Consider the following 18,550-nt stretch of genomic DNA (forward strand, 5'->3'; position numbering starts at 1 on the left):
TTACTAAAAATTAGCGAGTTTTTAATGAACATGCCTCCTTGAAAGCGGGTGCAAATATAGAATGTATTTTTTTATTTTAACAAACTTTACAACAACTTTTTTTCAAAAAAAATATATGAAAAATGTAAGTAATTAATCAACAGCAAATTATTAAAAAACTTTTCAAAAAAAACCGCTCTAATTGTAATAAAGCAACTCATTTTTACAACCACTTTAAGTTGTAGAGCTCATCAAAATAAAATTAGTAAAGCATTTAACTCTTTAATAATTATATAAAGATGCCAAAATATTAACATATATATTGTACATAACCTTCAATTAAAATATCTTTGCCGCTCATTTCAAATTGAAGAATGATCAAAATTACATTACCAGACGGTTCAGTTAAAGAATTTGAACAACATAGTACACCTATGGATGTTGCAAAAAGCATTAGCGAAGGTTTAGCTAGAAATGTTATTTCAGCAAAGTTTAACGATACAATCATAGAAACTTCAACCAAATTAACTGAAGACGGTAGTTTAACATTATATACATGGAGAGATGATGAAGGTAAAAAGGCATTTTGGCATTCATCAGCTCACGTTTTAGCACAAGCTGTTTTAGCTATTTATCCTGAGGCAAAATTAACTATTGGGCCTGCAATAGAAAATGGCTTTTACTATGATGTAGATTTTGGAGATGTTTCAGTTTCTGAAAATGACTTTAAGCGCATTGAAGATAAAATGTTAGAATTTGCACGTCAGAAATTTGAATTTAAAATGCGCTCCGTTTCTAAATCTGATGCTTTATCATATTATAAAGAACGAAATAATGAGTTTAAGGTCGAGCTTATAGAGAACCTTGAGGATGGTGATATTACATTTTGTGATCATGCAGACTTCACTGATCTTTGTCGTGGAGGACATATTCCAAACACGGGTATTATAAAAGCAGTTAAAATAATGAATGTTGCTGGAGCCTATTGGCGTGGTGATGAAAAAAACAAGCAACTTACTCGCATATATGGTATTTCTTTTCCAAAGCAAAAAGAGTTAACTGAATATTTAGTCTTATTAGAAGAGGCCAAAAAACGTGATCATAGAAAATTAGGTAAAGAGTTAGAGTTATTTACCTTTTCTCAAAAAGTTGGACAAGGATTACCTTTATGGTTACCTAAAGGAGCTGCTCTTCGTGAACGATTAGAGAATTTCTTAAAAAAAGCTCAAAAGAAAGCCGGTTACGAAATGGTAATTTCTCCGCATATTGGTCAAAAAGAACTATATGTGACTTCTGGACATTATGCCAAATATGGTGAAGATAGTTTTCAGCCAATCAATACTCCCAAAGAAGATGAGGAGTTTTTGTTAAAACCAATGAACTGTCCACATCATTGTGAAATTTACAATAGTAAACCGTATTCATATAAAGACTTACCGAAGCGTTTTGCTGAATTTGGAACTGTATATAGATATGAGCAAAGTGGCGAGTTACATGGGCTAACTCGTGTTCGAGGATTTACACAGGATGATGCGCATATATTCTGTATGCCAGATCAATTAGATCAAGAGTTTAAAAATGTTATTGATCTTACATTATATGTATTGCAATCACTTGGATTTGAAAATTATTCGGCACAAGTATCCATTCGTGATTCAGAAAATCCAGATAAGTATATTGGAGATGTAGATAATTGGGAGAAGGCTGAGCAGGCAATCATTAATGCAGCAGAAGATAAAGGCTTAAATTATGTAATAGAGGAAGGTGAGGCTGCATTTTATGGGCCAAAGTTAGATTTCATGGTAAAAGATGCCTTAGGTAGACAGTGGCAATTGGGTACTATACAAGTAGATTATAACTTACCAGAACGTTTTGACCTTTCATACAAGGGAGCAGATAATCAGCTACATAGACCTGTTATGATTCATAGAGCTCCTTTTGGTTCAATGGAGCGTTTTGTAGCGTTATTATTAGAGCATAATGGTGGTAATTTCCCACTTTGGCTAACACCTGAGCAAGCTATTTTATTGCCAATCAGCGAGAAATATGAAAATTATACTCAAAAAGTTTTAAATTTGCTGGAAAATTCCGAAATTCGCGCCCTCGTTGATAACAGGAATGAAAAGACTGGTAGAAAGATACGTGATGCTGAAGTAAGTAAGATTCCTTATATGATTATCGTAGGAGAAAAGGAAGAAAATGAAAATATGATTTCGGTAAGAAAACATGGTGAAGGAGATTTGGGTACATTTTCAATTGAAGAATTTGTATCTTTAGTTAATAAAGAAATAAAAAACACATTACAACAATTTTAGTTTAACCACTGCTGCAAGCAGTACAAAAATTTAAAAACCATAGCAATAAGAAGACGAGGGAATAGAAAACCCTGGAGAATAATTAAAGAAGATCCGCACAAAATTAATGAGAAAATTACAGCTAATGAAGTGCGGTTAGTAGGAGACAATGTTGAAGTTGGCGTTTATCCTATCACCCAGGCTAGGAAGATAGCCGACGAACTAGGTTTAGATCTTGTAGAGATTTCTCCAAATGCCACACCTCCTGTTTGTAAAGCAATCGATTATAAGAAATTTCTTTATGAGCAAAAGAAACGTGAGAAGGCATTAAAAGCTAAGGCCAGTAAGGTTGTAATAAAAGAGATACGCTTTGGTCCTCAAACTGATGATCATGATTATCAATTTAAGAAGAAACACGCCATTAAGTTTTTAAGTGATGGAGCAAAATTAAAAGCTTATGTGTTTTTTAAAGGTCGTTCTATAGTCTATAAAGATCAAGGAGAAATTTTATTATTAAGATTAGCTCAAGAACTTGAAGAATATGGTAAGGTAGAACAAATGCCTAAATTAGAAGGTAAGCGTATGACTATGTTTATTGCTCCTAAGAAAAAATAAGAATAAGTAAGATTAATTATATAAAGTAGGAAGAAAATGCCTAAGTTAAAAACAAAATCTAGTGCCAAGAAACGTTTTAAGATGACTGGTACTGGTAAAATCAAAAGAAAACATGCTTTTAAAAGTCACATCTTAACAAAGAAGTCGACTAAGCGAAAGTTAAGATTGACTCATGATACTTTGGTACACAAAGCAGATGAGATGAATGTTTTAAAACAATTAACATTAAAATAAGCAGTGCTTATTTTGGTCTATTATTAACCCTGTGTTAGTGCAAGTAAACGGTTGAAACATATCTGCCTAACTCAAAAAAAATAAAAAATTATGCCTAGATCGGTAAATTCAGTAGCTAAAAGAGCTCGTAGAAAAAAAATATTAAAACAAGCAAAAGGTTACTTCGGACGTAGAAAAAATGTTTATACAGTAGCCAAAAATGCGGTAGAAAAAGCAATGCAATATGCTTACCGCGATAGAAAAAACAACAAACGTAACTTTAGAAGTTTATGGATTCAGCGTATTAACGCTGGTGCTCGTCAACATGGTATGTCTTACTCACAATTTATGGGTAAAGTAAAAGCTAATAACATCGAGTTAAATAGAAAAGTATTGGCTGATTTAGCCATGAACAATCCTGAAGCTTTTAAGGCAATTGTTGAAAAAGTAAAATAAGAATTAACAAAAATCTTACTTATTAAAATCCCGAGGTCTGTAAAAGGCCTCGGGATTTTTTTTAACTTCTAATAATTTTTTTTACAATTCTAAATTATTAGTATTAACTTGTAGACATAATATATTATAATTTATTAAAATGAAAAACGGAACAGTAAAATTCTTCAATGATTCTAAAGGATTTGGCTTCATCATTGAAGAAGGTTCAAATAATGAATATTTCGTTCACGTCACAGGATTGATTGACGAAATTAAGGAAGGTGATGCAGTAGAATTTGAATTAAAAGAAGGTAAAAAAGGGTTAAATGCAGTAAATGTTAAAGTAATTTAATATTTATTTCTTACTACTTTTTTATTTAAAAAGCCTCTCAAAATTGAGAGGCTTTTTGAATTTATTCTTTTATTATCTTGAAGGTTCCCTCACTTTCACCAACATACGCCCTCACAAAATAGGTCCCTGTAGGAAGGCCATTCAAGTCTACCTCAGTTTTTAACTTTTCTGGCGAAAACAACCTCAGTTGCTGCCCCATATAATTATAGATTATAACTTTATTAATAGTTTCATTAGCGTTTAATCCAAGCTTATTATTACTAACGGGGTTAGGATAATAAGAGAAGCCCTTTGCTACCAAATCATCTATAGAAAGTACTGATGTAGTTACATTAATGTTAAAAACACCTTCTGCAAGATCAGTATCGTCACTTTTATGTCCAACGTTAATATAATAAGTAACTCCAAGGGTTGAGCTAAAGGTAACTTCTTCAGTCGTACCAGATAAACCTAAATCTGCACTATCAACACAAGTAAAACTACCACATGATCCGGTATAAACAGCTATTTCCACATCCCATCCGGTCGGTGCAACGTTAACTGTTTGATCACCACCATCACCAACTATCGTATACCAAACTCCATCATTCATACTACCGCAACCAGCCGCACTTATGAAGCCTGTATTATTGGTAGCCGTTGTAGCATCAACTGCTTTAGAAAATGGTAACGAACTAATAGACTCGGCATTCGAACAATCATCGTTTGCAGGCACTATTGGATCAGCTCCAACACAAATATCAAATGTAGTGTTATGTGCACCTGTACTATTAGTGAATACCCTAATAAAGTAGGTATTGCCAGGAGTTAAGCCAGTTGGAACACTTGAATTAGGATCACTACAAAATACTAAGCTAAGTGCATTACAATCACCAGTCGCTCCGCCATCATAGACTGCATGGTATAAATTTGTAAATGTTCCGCTAATATTTAGTAACTCTATCTTATGTGAAGTTGCAGTTGCAACAAATTTAAACCAAACATCATCGTTAGCTTCGTTTTCCTTATTAGTACAAACTACTGCCTGAGCAGATTCCGTAGCTTCGGAAACAGTACCCGATTCTGTACTTGCGCATAAGTTATCTTGATTAACGGTTAATGTAGTGGTCGTTGCGCATTCATCATTAGCCGGAGGTGCTATAATTTCACTAAATCTATCGAAATTATCAGCATTAATCGCCTCTATATTGGTTAATATAAGACATAATAAAAACAAAAAAGTAACTTTTTTTTTCATGAATTTTTTTTGACATTAATCTACTCTATTAAAAAGACTCCTGTGTTTATAACGTAAAATTACGTTAAAAATTATGAAAAATCACTGTAAAACTGCAAATATTACCTTGTAATATCAATGAAGGAAGATTACTAATCTTCTTTCATAAAATAATCCATAACTGACTGACTTACACCCATATTAGAAAACCCTCCATCATGAAATAAATTTTGAAGGGTTACTTTTTTCGTAAGATCTGAAAATAATGAAATCGTATAATCGGCACAATCATCTGCTGAAGCATTCCCTAAAGGTGACATTTTCTCCGCATAAGCTATAAAACCGTCAAATCCTTTTACCCCTTGACCGGCCGTAGTAGGTGTTGGTGATTGTGAAATAGTATTTACACGAACCTTTTTCTCAGCTCCGAAGAAATAACCGAAACTTCTCGCAATAGATTCCAAATATGCTTTATTATCTGCCATATCATTATAATCTGGGAATACTCGTTGAGCAGCCATATATGTTAATGCAACTATTGATCCCCACTCATTCATAGCATCTTGTTTATACAAAACGTTCATCATCTTATGAAAAGAAACTGCAGAAACATCCCATCCTTTTGTGGTAAAGTCATAGTTTTGATCTGTATAGTGTCTTCCCTTTCGAACATTTACTGACATTCCTATTGAATGCAGTACAAAATCTAATTTTCCACCAAGGATTTCCATAGATTTTTCTATCAGATTATTCAAATCATCTAGAGATGTCGCATCAGCTGGAATAACTTGTGCTCCAATTTTCTCGGCCAATTCATTGATCGCTCCCATACGCATAGCAATTGGCGCATTGGTCAAAACAATTTCTGCTCCTTCTTCATGAGCACGTTCGGCCGTTTTCCAGGCAATAGAATTAGCGTCCAAAGCTCCAAAGATGATTCCCTTTTTTCCTTTTAGTAAATTATACATTGTATCTATTTTTTTTAAGAGTTTGATTATTTATAAAGGCAAATTTAGTTGAATATTACTAACTCAACAATTGTTTTGCGTGTTCAATTGCAGAAGAGACTAATTTTTTACCGCTTAACATTTCGGCTAATTCATTAATTCGCTCTTCTTCATTGAGTTTCTTAATATTAGTAATGGTCTGCTGCTTGTGATCTTCTTTATATACTTTATAGTGATATGCTCCTTTTGCAGCTATTTGTGGGAGGTGTGTAATAGCTATTACTTGCATGTTATGGCTCATTTTCTCCATTATAGATGCTATTCTATTAGACACTTCTCCGGAAACACCAGTATCAATTTCATCAAAAAGTATACTTGGTAATTTAATATGTTCAGATAAAAGTGACTTAACCGCTAACATTATTCGAGACATTTCTCCGCCTGAAGCTACTTTCTTTAATGACTCAAAACTAGAGCCCTTATTAGCTGAAAATAAAAATTGTAACTCATCTTGTCCATGATTTAAGAACGTGCTCGTCTTAGAGAGGTTAATTTTAAACTTCGTGTTTGGCATAGCCAAACTTTCTAAGAATTCTTCAAGTTTTTTAATCAACTCAGGGATAACTTCCCTTCTTTTATCGTGAATTTTATCAGCAAGCTCTTGAAGTTGTGCCTCTATTTTTTGTACTTCTAATTGTTTTCTCTCTAAAACCTCTGAAGCATTTTCTACAGTACCAACTTTTAAAGCTAGTTTTTCTTGAATTACTATTAGTTCTTTGACGCTAGATACTCCGTGCTTTTTTTGAAGATCATAAATCAGTTGAAGTCTATTGTTATAATTTTCAAGTTCTTGAGGACTCAATGCAATGTTTTCATTAGCTCGTACCAGCTCATCAACAACATCGTTAAATTCTATTTCAAGGCTAGATAATCTTTCAAAAAGATCAGCATATTCTGAACTAAAAGAGGCAAGTACTGAAACATTATTTTTAAAACCACTCATTAATGACTTAATACCAATCTCATCTTGGTCTGCCAAATTGATAGCCTCAACAAAGTTTTTCTTTATAACTTCAATGTTGTTAAGTTTACTTAGTGTATTTTCTAGCTCAGTTTGCTCACCTTCTTTTAAGCTTGCATCGTTGAGTTCACTAAGTAAAAAAAGGTTGTAGTCATATTGTAATTTTGCTTCTTGTTGACTCTTTAAAAGTTCATTTAATTCTTTGTCAAGTTTATGAAAGTGTTTTAAGTTTTTTTTATAAAAATTCAAAGTTTCTGTATTCATTGCTAAAGCATCAATAATCTGAAATTGAAACTTTAGATCTGCTAATTGCAAGGTTTCATGTTGCGAATGAATATCTATTAAATTTTCACTCAGTTCTTTTAAAACACTTAAAGTTACCGGAGTATCGTTAATAAAAGCTCTCGATTTTCCACTGGGAGTAATTTCTCTTCGAATAACAGTTACGCTTTCATAATCAAGATCATTGCGCTCAAAAAAAGTTTTAAGATTGTATTTTTCAATAGCAAATTCTCCTTCAATAAAACATTTCTTCTCAGAGTTCTTTAATAGTGAAAGGTCTGCGCGTTTTCCTAAAATTAAACTTAGTGCGCCTAAAATAATCGACTTTCCAGCTCCGGTTTCCCCGGTTATAATTGAAAATCCCTTGTTAAAATTAACTTCAAGGTTATCAATCAGTGCAAAATTTTTAATGGTTAATTGCTGCAGCATAACTGAAAGTGAGGTTTTTAAACTAAAAATGAGTGTTTACAAACACTCATCAAACTTAAAATAAATTGTGCGAATCTACTAGAATTAAATTTTTATTTTTTCCCATTTCGTACTGTACGCGGGGTAAATTTTTATCAGAGCTTCCTTTAATGCAGAATTGTTGGTGTTTGGGCCATCAGCGAAAATATCAACGATTTCATCTGATTTAGTATCCATAAACACTCTAAGTAAAAAAGCATTTGCTCTTCGATTAAAAACTTCTCTCATTTGCAAAACGGCATTAGAAATCACACTTTTAGCTTCTTTTTTATTAGCAGCCATTATATCTAACCCCTTTAAATGATATTCATATAATGCAGTTCTATAGCCTTGGAAAGCTGGAGATAACACATTATCATTTAACTGAAAGCGCGTGTTATTCCCATCAATTCTGTTCCACCCTTTAAAACCTCCTTGCTGTGCTTGATTTACCACATTCTCTGCTCTTTGATGGTATTGTTGACCTCCATTAAGTGCAAATGTATCTCCGTCAATTCCCAAAATGGTATAAGCATAAAAGGTAAGTATGGAAACAAGATTAGAATCAAAACTATTTTCATTAAAAATTAATGGTTGAAATTCTGTATAACTAAAGGAGAGATCATCATCTTTAAAGTTAAATATCGGTGATTGATATGAAGAATTAAATACGGGTCGTGATACTTGCACCTGTACATTACCTCTAAACTCATTTAAAGAAGGTTGTTCTAGAATGTTAAAAATTAATGCGCATTGTATTTTCTCCTGTGGCTTATAATTTTTGTTTGTCCACTTTGTATTATTTAAATACTCTGTAATGGCAGTTTGTAAAGTATTATATATCTGGGTATTTGAGTTCTGAATTTGATCTGCATTGATAGTTACGGTACAGCTTAATTCTTGAGCTAAACTTTGAGCCCCAATTAATAAAAGAAATATTAGTAGGAGATTACGCATTTATATAAACAATGATTTCATTAAAAATATCTCTAGCAACTTCGGCTTTAGATTTCAATCCAAATTCCTTAGCTGTTTCATTTGAATTAATAATTGTCACTTTATTAGTGCTTTTTTTGAATCCAGCGCCTTTATCTTGCAACGAATTTAAAACAATTAAATCTAGATTTTTCTTTTTAAGCTTTATTTTTGCGTTTTCCAATTCATTATTGGTTTCTAACGCGAAGCCTATTAAACATTGATCTTTTTTAAGTTCTCCTAAGGATGCTAATATATCTTTAGTCTTTACTAGATCAACTTGCATTGAGGAATCTTTTTTCTTTATTTTCTGATCAGAGACTGATGCTGGTTTGTAATCAGCAACCGCTGCAGAGCAAATAGCAATAGCAACGTTATCATAATGTTTATGTACAACATCATACATATCTTGAGCACTAACAACATCGATCCTATTTACTAGCGAGTGATCTGTACTCTCATTTGTTGGTCCGGTTACCAAAATTACTTGTGCTCCTAAATTAGCCGCGCATTTTGCCAATTCAAAACCCATTTTACCAGATGAATGATTTCCAATAAATCTAACCGGGTCAATTGCTTCATAAGTTGGGCCAGCAGTAATCAATACTTTTTTTCCATTAAGAGGTAATCCTGACAGAATATCATTCTCGATAAACTTAATAATATTTTCAGGTTCAGCCATTCGCCCTTCGCCTACCAATCCACTTGCCAATTCACCGCTTTCAGCAGGAATCATTACATTTTCAAAGCTCTGTAGTTTTTCTAAGCTAGTGTACGTTGACGGGTGTTTGTACATATCCAAATCCATGGCTGGAGCAAAATATACCTTGCATTTAGCAGATAAATAAGTGGCCAGTAATAAATTATTGCAAGTACCATTGGCCATTTTAGACAAAGTATTAGCTGTTGCAGGAGCTATTACCATAAAATCTGCCCAAAGGCCAAGGTCTACATGGTTGTTCCAAAGTTCGTTTTCATCTTCTTTATCGTAAAAAGTTGAATGAACCGGGTTTTTAGAGAGTGTAGAAAGTGTAAGTGGTGTAATAAAGTCTTTAGAAGCAGGAGTCATGATTACTTGAACTTTAGCTCCTGCCTTTATAAAAAGTCTTACTAAATGTGCCGTTTTGTAAGCGGCGATTCCGGCAGTAATGCCAAGTAATACTTTTTTACCGCTTAAAATAGACATTTATTGATCGTTATCAGTTTCTGAAGGGTTTCTATAATAGATTTTATCTTCTAACCATTCTTGCACTGCCAACGCTGTTGGCTTTGGTAATTTCTCATAAAAACGAGACACCTCAATTTGTTCTTTATTCTCAAAAATCTCTTCTAAACTATCATTATGAGTAGCGAACTCTTCTAATTTATCAATCAATTCCTTTTTTAAGTCTTCATTGATTTGAGTAGCTCTCTTTGCCATTATAGCAATTGACTCATAAATGTTATTTGTAGGCTCTTCAATTTTCGACTTATCATACGTAACAGTAGTTAAAGCCGCTTCTGTGTTCTTATAATCCATTACTAGTAACTGTATTTTCTTTTAGTTTTTGTATCAATTGTTTTGTTGTGTCAAGCTCCTTATTCAAATTTGCAAGCATTTTATTAAGCTCCTTCATTCTCTCAGATTCTGGGAAATTCTTTTCAAATCTTTTATAAGAAGCAATTGCATCTTCAAGGCGCTCTTCTTTTTTAGATATAATACTATTCAATGCTAAATCACTAGAAGCTTTAAATCTGTAGTATAGCGCGTCTTCTTTTAACGATGAACCCACGTGGTCTATTACAAAGTTATCAAAGGCTACAATAGCTGCTTTGTAATCTTCTATATGATAATATTGTCTTGCAATTTCAAAAGATTTTTTCTCTAATCTCAGTGTTAAGTCTTCAAAATATTTATTAGCCTCTCCTACCCTATCACTATTAGGGTATTTATCTATGAAGTTCTGCAATGACTGCAATGCCGTTTGCGTTCCTTTTTGATCACGACTGTATTTAGGCGTGTCTAAGAAATAGCTATGCGCAGTTAAAAAAGTTGCTTCTTCAATTTTAGAACTATTAGGATAATTTGATATGAATCTATTAAAGTAGTAAGCTGCTAATTCATAACTTTTCGTGTTATAATTAGACATTGCCACCATATATTGAATACGCTCCATTTGAGGTTTACGCCCATATGACGGAATTACCTTTTCAAAAAGAGTGATCGCTCTATTATACTTACCCTCTTCATACAACTTGGTAGCAGCCAGATATTGCTCTTCGGCAGTTCCTTTGTTCAATACCTTTTGATATTTACCACAGGAGATAAATATGAAAACCACCGCTACTACTAATATTCTCTCAATTTTTAGCATCTTGCAAAATTACTTATTTATTATGGATTATGAAACTATTTTTTCGCCATAGTTCTACCACAAAAATAATTGAGATTTCTACTTAATTTTAATGTACAGGTGCTAAATCTTTGTTAATAGTTTAAACTGGTCCGCCCGGAGAAGCAGAAGACGTAACTGTCAATTGTTTTACATCATTATCAAAAAGATATAAGCCTCCTTTATCGTTACCAATAAGGTTTATTTTGTCAAGAATAGTTCTTGCCAAGGCTTCTTCTTCTATTTGCTCTGCAACGTACCATTGCAAAAAGTTATGCGTTGCATAATCTTTTTCTTGAAGTGAAATATGAACTAATTCATTGATGCTGTTAGAAACCATCACTTCGTGGTCAAAAAGTGTTTGGAACATCTCTTTAAAAGAACCAAAAGAAACTGGAGGTGCTTTTAAAGTTGCAATCTTTGCATGTCCGCCTCGCTCATTAATGTATTTAACCAGTTTTAACATATGCATACGTTCTTCATCAGAGTGTGCATACATGAACTCGGCAACCCCTTCTAAACCCTTAATTTCGGCCCAAGAAGCCATGGCTAGATAAACTTGAGATGATTCTGCTTCTATAGTAATTTGGTCGTTTAATGCTTTTTCAATTTTCTTACTTAACATGTTTTCTGTTTAAGGTTTAGTAATTATCAATAAAGGTATTAATTTTTTCTTGTAGTTGACCTGTAGCTTCAACTAATGGAAGGCGTACATAATCTTCGCATAAACTTAATTTTTTCATTAGAGCTTTTATTCCTGCGGGATTATTTTCTTCGAATATAAAGCCAATCACTTCCATTAATTTATAATGAATTTTATATGCCGTTTTAGCATCGCCTTGAATTCCTAAGCGTATCATTTTAGAGAATTCCTTCGGAAAAGCTTGACCTATAACAGAAATTACTCCTGCTCCTCCTGCCAATACAACTCCAAGCGCTAAATCGTCGTCGCCAGAGATGATCAAAAACTCATCAGGTTTATTTTTAAGTAACTCTAAGTATTGTTGTACATTATTACCAGCTTCTTTAACGGCAATAATATTATCAAAGTCTGAAGCCAATCTTAGTGTCGTTTCGGGTGACATGTTTTTTGACGTTCGGCCAGGAACATTATATAATATAATAGGTTTTGGAGATGCTTTGGAAACAGCTTTGAAATGCTGATATAAACCTTCTTGAGTTGGTTTACTATAATAAGGTGCTACAGAAAGAATGGCATCAAAATCAGATAAATCAGTACTTTTAATCTCATCTATAACATCTTGGGTGTTATTACCACCAATACCAAGAACCAATGAAATTCTACCATTGTTAACCTCAATAATTCGCTTCTTAATCTTTCCTTTTTCTTCCTTATTTAAAGTTACCGATTCTCCGGTAGTACCAAAAACAACCAAATAATCAATGCCTCCTTCAATTTGAAACTCAACTAATCTTTGCAAAGCATCATAGTCAACACTTCTATCTTCTTTAAATGGAGTGATTAATGCCACTCCTGTGCCTAAAAATTGATTCATTAAATTAATTCTAAAATCTGTAAATATTTTGCCAGTTCATCATTAAAAACATCTATTTTATTACTGTCAACCGAGATCGTGAAATTATAAAGATCTGCAACTTGCTCCTCGGCAAAACTTACCTTGAATCTTGCTTTTGATTTTAGTGTAATAACATTCGCATAAACACTCTCCGGGTTGCAATAATTGATTAGCAAATCATATTTGGTATCAACAAAACCCTTTAGATTTTCGGCTTTTAACTTTCCATACATGCCAAAATCTTTTTCAGAAAACGTATTATAGTGCTGTGTTACGTAGTCATCTTTAAGGTTTTCAAAAATGATAATCTCAAAATTCTTATGGGGTTTATTCAACTTTTGACTTAAATTTCGAGAAATATCATAGCTGCCAAACAACCTCGAATCTGCTAAAACGCCTATTGAATCGATAAATTCGGGCGCCATAGCTTCTTTCTTTGTTAGTTTTTTAAACTCTTTTTCATAATAAGATTGAACAGTATTTTTCTTTAAACCTCTAAAGCTCATAGATATTTTCTAATGGTATAAAATTAATTAAAATCGTTGGATTGATTTAGCAACACTTAAAAAAATAAACGAATTTAATAGCAAGGTTAGTATTTAAACAGTTTAACATTTTTATTCGCAATTAGTTCATAAATTAGCCTTAACAATATGGAGATAATAATTAGAAAAGCCACACTTGATGATCTAAATATTTTAGATGATTTTTTACAACGACTTATCGCCGTTGAACGACCTATGGATACTTCTTTAGAGCAAGTAAAAAAAATTACATACTATGATATTTCAGATTTTATTAAATCTGATACCGCTGAACTATTTGTAGCCACCATTAATAATGAAATTGTAGGGTCTGGATACGGACTAATAAAGAAGAACAAATCTCATTTTGCATTTAATGAGCATGGCTATGTGGGTTTTATGTTTGTAAAAGAAGAACATCGAGGAAAGGGAATCAGCAAGCTAATTTTAAATGCAATATTTAATTGGTTTAGAAATCAGGGAATTAAAGAAACTCGATTGCAGGTTTACGAAAATAATCCGAGTGCCATAAAGGCTTATGAAAAAGTGGGCTTTAAAAAGAACTTGATTGAAATGCTTTATTATTTAGATTAACCTCATTGCAGCGTTATAACAATCATTTTTCACAATTCACAGTTTACAACTAGACTACAATAAAAAACGCCAAACTTTCGTTTGGCGTTTTCTTTTTTTATGCTTGACCAGCCGGCCCGAAATTTAACGGAATCGGTGGTTGTTCATAGTCTTTTATTTCACCATGCGCATTTTCGAATCTAGTTACATTTTCAGCCAAAGCCTTCGCCAATCGCTTGGCATGTTGCGGCGTTAAAATGATTCTAGATTTTACCTTCGCCTTTGGTGTACCTGGCATTACATTAATAAAATCTACAACAAATTCAGAAACTGAATGATTGATAATTGCCAAATTAGAATACGTTCCTTCAGCAATCTCTTGATCTAATTCTATATTTAACTGACCTTGTTTGTCTTTATCTTGTTCTGCCATATTAATTCATTTCTTCTATTTCTTCTTTAGAACCTACAATTAAGTGATCATAAAAACGCATTCCTGTACCTGCAGGTATTTTCTTACCAACAATTACATTTTCTTTAAGACCTTCTAAGTAATCAATCTTACCGCTAACTGCAGCTTGATTCAATACTTTAGTTGTCTCTTGGAATGATGCAGCTGAAATAAATGATTTCGTCTGTAATGATGCTCTAGTAATACCCTGTAAAATTGGTTCTGCCGTTGCTGGAACTGCATCTCTAGCTTCCGCTAAAGCTTTATCAGCTCTACGCAAAATAGAGTTTTCATCTCTTAGCTTACGTGCAGATATAATCTGACCAGCCCTTAAATTCTCAGAATCACCAGCATTTTCCACAACTTTCATTCCGTAAATGGCATCATTTACTTCCATGAAATCATTTTTATGAACTAACTGACTCTCTAAGAAAATTGTATCACCTGAATCAACAATCTTCACTTTACGCATCATTTGACGTACCACAACCTCAAAGTGCTTATCATTAATCTTTACACCTTGTAGTCGATATACTTCTTGAATTTCATTCACTAAGTATTCTTGAACAGCAGATGGTCCTTTAATATTTAGAATATCTGAAGGTGTAGTCGCTCCATCAGACAATGGCATACCAGCTTTTATAAAGTCATTTTCCTGAACCAATATTTGATTAGAAAGTTTCACTAAATATTTTCTGATGTCACCCGTCTTCGATTCAACAATAATTTCTCTATTACCACGCTTAATTTTTCCGAACGATACAACGCCGTCGATTTCTGAGGTTACCGCAGGATTTGAAGGGTCACGAGCTTCAAATAGCTCTGTTACACGTGGTAAACCACCTGTAATATCACCCGCTTTACCAGATTTACGTGGTATTTTTACTAAAATCTTTCCAGCTTCAATAGAATCGCCTTCATCAACAATTAAGTGCGCCCCTACAGGTAAACTGTATGAACGTACCACTTCTCCATTACTATCTTCTATTAATAAAGTAGGAACAACTTTTTTATTCTTAGATTCAGAAATTACTTTTTCTTGGAATCCTGTTTGTTCATCAATTTCTACTTGGAAAGTAACTCCTTGTTCTATATTTTCAAAAGCTACTTTACCAGCAAATTCTGAAACAATAACACCATTATATGGATCCCATTTACAAACAACATCACCTTTTTTAATGGTCTTTTTATTTTTAACAAAAATATGAGAACCGTAAGGAATATTATTAGTACTTAAGACAATACCCGTTTTAGCATCGAATATTTTAGCTTCTGAAGTTCTTGAAATAACAATATCAACTTCGTTACCATCATTATCTAAGCCTTGAACCGTTTTAAGATCATCGATCTCAAGCTTACCGTCAAACTTAGCTGTTAATGAATTCTCTTCGGAAATGTTTCCTGCAATACCACCAACGTGGAATGTACGTAATGTTAACTGAGTACCTGGCTCTCCAATAGATTGCGCAGCAATAACACCTACTGCTTCACCAATTTGAACCATTTTTCTATTTGTTAAGCTATGTCCATAACATTTTGCACAAATACCTCTTGCAGATTCACAAGTTAAAGCAGAACGCACTTCAACATTTTCTAATCCAGACTTTTCAATCTTCTTAGCAACAACTTCATCAATCTCTACTCCAGCTTCTACGATCAGTTCTTCACTTTGAGGAACATAAATGTCATTTAGTGCAATTCTACCAAGAACGCGCTCACCAATAGACTCAACTACTTCTTCATTTTTCTTTAAGTTACCAACTTCAAGGCCTCTTAAAGTTCCACAATCTTCTTCATTAATGATTACATCCTGAGCAACGTCTACCAATCTACGCGTTAAGTAACCTGCATCTGCAGTTTTTAATGCTGTATCGGCCAAACCTTTACGTGCACCGTGCGTAGAAATAAAGTACTCTAAAATCGATAAACCTTCCTTAAAGTTAGAAAGAATTGGGTTTTCAATAATTTCTCCACCACCAGCAGTTGATTTTTTAGGCTTCGCCATCAAACCACGCATACCAGTTAACTGACGAATTTGCTCTTTAGAACCCCTTGCTCCAGAATCTAACATCATATACACAGAGTTAAACCCTTGCTGGTCTTCACGAAGGCGTTTCATTGACAATTCGGTAAGTTTATTATTGGTAGAGCCCCAAATATCAATTACCTGATTGTAACGCTCTTTATTAGTTAACATACCCATGTTATAGCTCGCCATAATCGTATCAACTTGATCATTAGCTTCGCTAATCATTTTGTGTTTTTCTTCTGGAATAATAATATCACCTAAACTAAATGATAACCCTCCTTGGAAGGCGAACTTATATCCCATATCCTTTATCGCATCTAAGAATTTTCCTGTTGTTGGAACATCTGTAGCTTTAAGAATATCACCAATAATATCTCTCAATGACTTTTTAGTCAATACTTCATTAATATAACCTGCTTCTTCAGGAACTACTTCATTGAATAATACTCTACCAACGGTAGTTTCAATAATTTGAGTAGTTATTTCACCTTCTTCATTAAAGTCATTTGTTCTTACTTTAATACCAGCATTCAAATCTACTTGTTTCTCATTAAAAGCAATAATTACTTCTTCTGGAGAATAGAATGTGCTTCCCTCACCGTTTACCTTATAATCTTTAGTAGATTTACGCTCCTTGGTCATATAATATAGACCCAATACCATATCTTGAGAAGGTACCGTAATTGGCGAACCATTTGCCGGATTTAAGATACTATGTGAAGCTAACATTAATAATTGTGCTTCTAAAATAGCTTCTGGACCTAATGGTAAATGAACAGCCATTTGGTCACCATCAAAATCGGCATTAAATGCTGTACACACTAAAGGGTGTAGTTGTATTGCTTTACCTTCAATTAATTTAGGTTGGAAAGCCTGAATACCTAGACGGTGAAGCGTTGGAGCACGGTTTAGTAATACCGGATGTCCTTTTAATACATTCTCTAAGATATCCCATACTACAGGCTCGCGCTTGTCTATAATTTTCTTTGCAGATTTTACAGTTTTTACAATACCTCTTTCTATTAGTTTTCTAATTATAAAAGGTTTGTAAAGTTCTGCTGCCATGTCTTTAGGCAATCCACACTCATATAATTTTAATTCTGGGCCAACAACAATTACCGAACGTGCAGAATAATCAACACGTTTACCAAGTAAGTTTTGACGAAAACGTCCTTGCTTACCTTTTAACGAATCAGACAGTGACTTTAACGGTCTATTTGATTCTGTTTTAACTGCTGATGATTTACGCGTATTATCGAATAATGAATCAACTGCCTCTTGAAGCATACGTTTTTCATTACGTAAGATAACTTCAGGAGCTTTGATCTCCATTAATCGCTTTAAACGATTATTACGGATAATCACACGACGATATAAATCATTTAAGTCAGAAGTAGCAAAACGCCCACCATCAAGTGGTACCAAAGGACGTAATTCTGGAGGTGTTACAGGAACAACCTTCATAATCATCCATTCTGGCTTATTCTCTCTATTTTTATTTGCATCACGGAAAGCTTCAACAACGTTTAAACGCTTTAGCGCTTCCATCTTACGTTGCTTAGATGTTTCTGTATTTGCTTTATGTCTTAATTGAAACGATAGTTCATCTAAATCTATACGAGCTAAAAGATCAATTAAACATTCAGCACCCATTTTAGCAATAAACTTGTTAGGATCTGAATCTTCTAAATATTGATTTTCAACTGGGAAAGTTTCAAGAACATCTAAATATTCTTCCTCCGTTAAGAAATCCATTTTTTGTAATGGTTCTCCTTCAGCATTTTTTGCCCCGGCAGGTTGAATTACTACATAACGTTCGTAGTAAATGATCATATCTAACTTTTTAGAAGGTAGTCCTAAAAGGTATCCCATCTTGTTAGGTAATGATCTAAAATACCAGATATGCGCAACAGGAACTACTAAGTTAATATGACCAACACGATCTCTACGAACTTTCTTTTCTGTTACTTCTACCCCACATCGATCACAAATAATTCCTTTATAACGGATGCGCTTATACTTACCACAAGCACATTCATAATCTTTAATTGGGCCAAAGATACGCTCACAAAACAAACCATCTCTTTCTGGTTTGTGTGTACGATAATTTATAGTTTCTGGTTTTAAAACTTCACCTCTTGATTTCTCAAGAATAGATTCTGGTGAAGCTAGACCAATGGAAATTTTATTAAACTTTTTTACAGTGTACTTTTCTTTTTGTTTTGCCATGATATATTATAGTACTATGTTGTATTGTAAAATTTAGAGTATCCCGCCGAAGCGGGAA

General features: G+C 33.5%; 18 protein-coding genes. 6 read left to right on the forward strand and 12 right to left on the reverse strand.

The annotated features are described in order from the left end of the window. Positions 1 to 353: 353 nt before the first annotated feature. The 5 genes from thrS to AC1EUU_RS12910 all read left to right on the forward strand — a co-directional run bounded on the left by thrS (position 354) and on the right by AC1EUU_RS12910 (position 3,888). Entirely contained in the window at positions 354 to 2,294 is a 1,941-nt protein-coding gene (gene thrS / locus AC1EUU_RS12890; protein ID WP_480201860.1) for a threonine--tRNA ligase, read from the forward strand. An 81-nt stretch (positions 2,295 to 2,375) separates the two neighbouring features. Then, positions 2,376 to 2,888 carry a translation initiation factor IF-3 gene (gene infC, locus AC1EUU_RS12895; RefSeq protein ID WP_480202331.1) on the forward strand — a complete coding sequence of 171 codons (513 nt, stop codon included), beginning with the start codon at positions 2,376 to 2,378 and terminating at the stop codon, positions 2,886 to 2,888. Positions 2,889 to 2,924: 36 nt separating this feature from the next. Next, positions 2,925 to 3,122 carry a 50S ribosomal protein L35 gene (gene rpmI / locus AC1EUU_RS12900; protein WP_480201861.1) on the forward strand — a complete coding sequence of 66 codons (198 nt, stop codon included), beginning with the start codon at positions 2,925 to 2,927 and terminating at the stop codon, positions 3,120 to 3,122. 90 nt (positions 3,123 to 3,212) lie between these two features. Next, complete coding sequence (gene rplT / locus AC1EUU_RS12905) at positions 3,213 to 3,557, forward strand: 50S ribosomal protein L20 (protein ID WP_480201862.1); 345 nt, start codon at positions 3,213 to 3,215, stop codon at positions 3,555 to 3,557. A 139-nt stretch (positions 3,558 to 3,696) separates the two neighbouring features. Next, positions 3,697 to 3,888, forward strand: a complete 192-nt coding sequence (locus AC1EUU_RS12910) for a cold-shock protein (protein WP_480201863.1) — start codon at positions 3,697 to 3,699, stop codon at positions 3,886 to 3,888. 61 nt (positions 3,889 to 3,949) lie between these two features. On the opposite strand, the gene AC1EUU_RS12915 is transcribed toward AC1EUU_RS12910, so the two are convergent. The 10 genes from AC1EUU_RS12915 to AC1EUU_RS12960 all read right to left on the reverse strand — a co-directional run bounded on the left by AC1EUU_RS12915 (position 3,950) and on the right by AC1EUU_RS12960 (position 13,192). Further along, positions 3,950 to 5,125, reverse strand: coding sequence for a T9SS type A sorting domain-containing protein (locus AC1EUU_RS12915; RefSeq protein ID WP_480201864.1), 1,176 nt, complete (start codon positions 5,123 to 5,125; stop codon positions 3,950 to 3,952). Between the two features lie 131 nt (positions 5,126 to 5,256). Further along, positions 5,257 to 6,072, reverse strand: coding sequence for an enoyl-ACP reductase FabI (locus tag AC1EUU_RS12920; protein WP_480201865.1), 816 nt, complete (start codon positions 6,070 to 6,072; stop codon positions 5,257 to 5,259). A gap of 58 nt (positions 6,073 to 6,130) precedes the next feature. Beyond that, complete coding sequence (gene recN / locus AC1EUU_RS12925) at positions 6,131 to 7,783, reverse strand: DNA repair protein RecN (protein ID WP_480201866.1); 1,653 nt, start codon at positions 7,781 to 7,783, stop codon at positions 6,131 to 6,133. An 84-nt stretch (positions 7,784 to 7,867) separates the two neighbouring features. Next, positions 7,868 to 8,758: a type IX secretion system protein PorD gene (porD, locus tag AC1EUU_RS12930; RefSeq protein WP_480201867.1), complete on the reverse strand. Its 891-nt coding sequence runs from the start codon at positions 8,756 to 8,758 to the stop codon at positions 7,868 to 7,870. Continuing rightward, positions 8,751 to 9,962 (reverse strand): bifunctional phosphopantothenoylcysteine decarboxylase/phosphopantothenate--cysteine ligase CoaBC, encoded by a 1,212-nt coding sequence (gene coaBC / locus AC1EUU_RS12935; RefSeq protein ID WP_480201868.1) that lies wholly within the window; start codon positions 9,960 to 9,962, stop codon positions 8,751 to 8,753. Before coaBC ends, porD begins: the two co-directional genes overlap by 8 nt. Beyond that, the gene (locus tag AC1EUU_RS12940) at positions 9,963 to 10,295 is read right to left on the reverse strand and encodes a DNA-directed RNA polymerase subunit omega (protein WP_480201869.1); all 333 of its coding nucleotides are present in this window, start codon (positions 10,293 to 10,295) and stop codon (positions 9,963 to 9,965) included. It lies immediately after the preceding gene. Continuing rightward, on the reverse strand, positions 10,285 to 11,130 hold the full coding sequence (locus AC1EUU_RS12945; RefSeq protein ID WP_480201870.1) for an outer membrane protein assembly factor BamD: 846 nt from the start codon (positions 11,128 to 11,130) through the stop codon (positions 10,285 to 10,287). Before AC1EUU_RS12945 ends, AC1EUU_RS12940 begins: the two co-directional genes overlap by 11 nt. Positions 11,131 to 11,251: 121 nt before the next feature. Continuing rightward, positions 11,252 to 11,773, reverse strand: a complete 522-nt coding sequence (locus AC1EUU_RS12950) for a ferritin (RefSeq protein ID WP_480201871.1) — start codon at positions 11,771 to 11,773, stop codon at positions 11,252 to 11,254. Positions 11,774 to 11,789: 16 nt separating this feature from the next. Next, a complete protein-coding gene (gene dapA, locus AC1EUU_RS12955; RefSeq protein ID WP_480201872.1) occupies positions 11,790 to 12,665 on the reverse strand; it encodes a 4-hydroxy-tetrahydrodipicolinate synthase in 876 nt (291 codons plus the stop codon). Beyond that, positions 12,665 to 13,192 carry a DUF6913 domain-containing protein gene (locus AC1EUU_RS12960; RefSeq protein WP_480201873.1) on the reverse strand — a complete coding sequence of 176 codons (528 nt, stop codon included), beginning with the start codon at positions 13,190 to 13,192 and terminating at the stop codon, positions 12,665 to 12,667. Before AC1EUU_RS12960 ends, dapA begins: the two co-directional genes overlap by 1 nt. A gap of 147 nt (positions 13,193 to 13,339) precedes the next feature. On the opposite strand from AC1EUU_RS12960, the gene AC1EUU_RS12965 reads away from it, so the two are divergent. Beyond that, positions 13,340 to 13,804, forward strand: a complete 465-nt coding sequence (locus AC1EUU_RS12965) for a GNAT family N-acetyltransferase (protein WP_480201874.1) — start codon at positions 13,340 to 13,342, stop codon at positions 13,802 to 13,804. Positions 13,805 to 13,901: 97 nt separating this feature from the next. Here AC1EUU_RS12965 and AC1EUU_RS12970 read toward each other — a convergent pair whose 3' ends face one another. Beyond that, on the reverse strand, positions 13,902 to 14,216 hold the full coding sequence (locus AC1EUU_RS12970; RefSeq protein WP_480201875.1) for a DUF3467 domain-containing protein: 315 nt from the start codon (positions 14,214 to 14,216) through the stop codon (positions 13,902 to 13,904). Position 14,217: 1 nt separating this feature from the next. After that, on the reverse strand, positions 14,218 to 18,492 hold the full coding sequence (gene rpoC, locus AC1EUU_RS12975) for a DNA-directed RNA polymerase subunit beta' (protein ID WP_480201876.1): 4,275 nt from the start codon (positions 18,490 to 18,492) through the stop codon (positions 14,218 to 14,220). Positions 18,493 to 18,550 lie beyond the last annotated feature (58 nt).

The sequence above is a fragment of the Maritimimonas sp. 2205BS37-2 genome, from assembly GCF_056591755.1.